At 62.1% G+C, this 1,545-nt stretch carries 1 protein-coding gene; it reads right to left on the bottom strand.

Annotation, left to right across the window (positions count from 1 at the left end):
- Positions 1 to 524: 524 nt before the first annotated feature.
- Positions 525 to 1,545 (bottom strand): 3-isopropylmalate dehydratase large subunit (locus ACYP5B_RS45335; protein WP_459573951.1); only part of this gene is annotated, 1,021 nt, incomplete at its 5' end.

Raw genomic sequence — 1,545 nt, 5'->3', positions numbered from 1 at the left:
ACCTCCATAGCTGCTCCGGTTGCTTCCGGCTGGAGCGGTTGCCGGGTGGGGCTTACACCCACTGGAAAAGCGCCGCCTTTGCACGGCGCACGCCAACTGCGGACGTTGGCCCAGGCTTTTACGCGGACATTCGAACGACGGCTCCGCCCCTACACCGGACCTTCTCTCGCGGGTCATGTCAGTCGCATGGCCGGCCGAAGCGAAAATTCGTAGCCGGTCGCACCGCGGGCGCTCCGACGCGTACTTCGCCGAGTCTTTCAGGACTGGCTTATTGCTTTCCATCCGAAGCGTCGGTGACGGCTCGCATTCAGAGACGGAAGCTTGGCTCAACCGACAGCCCGCTCATATGGAAGCTAAGTTCGTGTTTCTGGTCGCTCAGCCTCAAAGGTCTCTTGGCGCGTGGGCTGGAAAAGGATTTCTTTCACGGCAAGGCGCGCGCCCCGCGCCTCGGGTTGGAAATCATTCAGCGATGGCGTCAAGTCGTGCTGGTAAAGGCTGCATGCAGCCTTGTGGATTGCCAGGAATCAAACTTGGCTGTGGCGCGCGAGAGCTCGCAACTGCTCGAAGCTGACGATGCGGCCCGCGATAGCACTCGCTGCCACAGTTGACGGACTGGCGAGCCAGACCTGGCCAGGGCCGGAACGTCCGGGAAAGTTGCGGTTGATGGCACTGATCGTCACCTGATCCGGACGCTCCGAGACGCCCGGCCCGGCGTTTACGCAAGCGCCGCACCCCGGTTCGATGAGCTCGACGCCGGCGCGCTTGAACACCTCAAGCATGCCTTCGCGCGAGCAATAGTCTCTGACGTCCTGGCTGCCAAACTGCAGGATGTAATGGGTCGTCTCGGCTACCTTGAGGCTATGTTCGAGAGCCCACTTCATCACTTCGCAGCAGCGCTGCAGATCCTCGCGCTTGCCGCCAGTGCAAGAACCGACGTAAGCAATGTCCACTTGCACCGGATCGCCGAGTTCGGATACGCCCACGCCTCGCCCAGGATCACCGGGGCGGGCTAGCATGGGTTCGAGTTGGGAGCAGTCGACGTCGATGGTGTGCGCCACATCGGCGTTCTCGTCGCTGCGCATCCACGGCTCGATCTCGAACTCGATGCCCCGACGCTCTCGTAAGAAGCGCACCGTCTGCTCGTCGGGAACGATGATGCCGCTGAAGCCACCGATCTCCGCCACCATGTTCGTGAGCGTTGCTCGCTCGTCCGTCGGCAATGAGGCAAGCGCTTCGCCGCCGTATTCGAACACCTGCCCGATCGCCTGGCCGTCCCTTACGTACGGCAGACGCAGAAGGTGCAACACGATGTCCTTCGCTTCGACCCCTGGTTGCAGCCGTCCTTTGAGATTTACCCGACACGTCGCAGGTACCTTCACACGAACGTCGCCAGTGAGCCAAGCATTGGCCATTTCGGTGGCGCCGATCCCGAATGCGAGTGCGCCCAACGCGCCGCAGTGAGGAGTGTGCGAGTCGGTACCGACGACCAGTTGGCCAGGCTTGACGTAGCGTTCCGCCATGATCGAGTGGCTGATCCCTTCGGAT

The sequence above is a fragment of the Cupriavidus sp. 8B genome (assembly GCF_054589115.1).
This window is presented reverse-complemented; position numbering and strand designations above follow the sequence as displayed.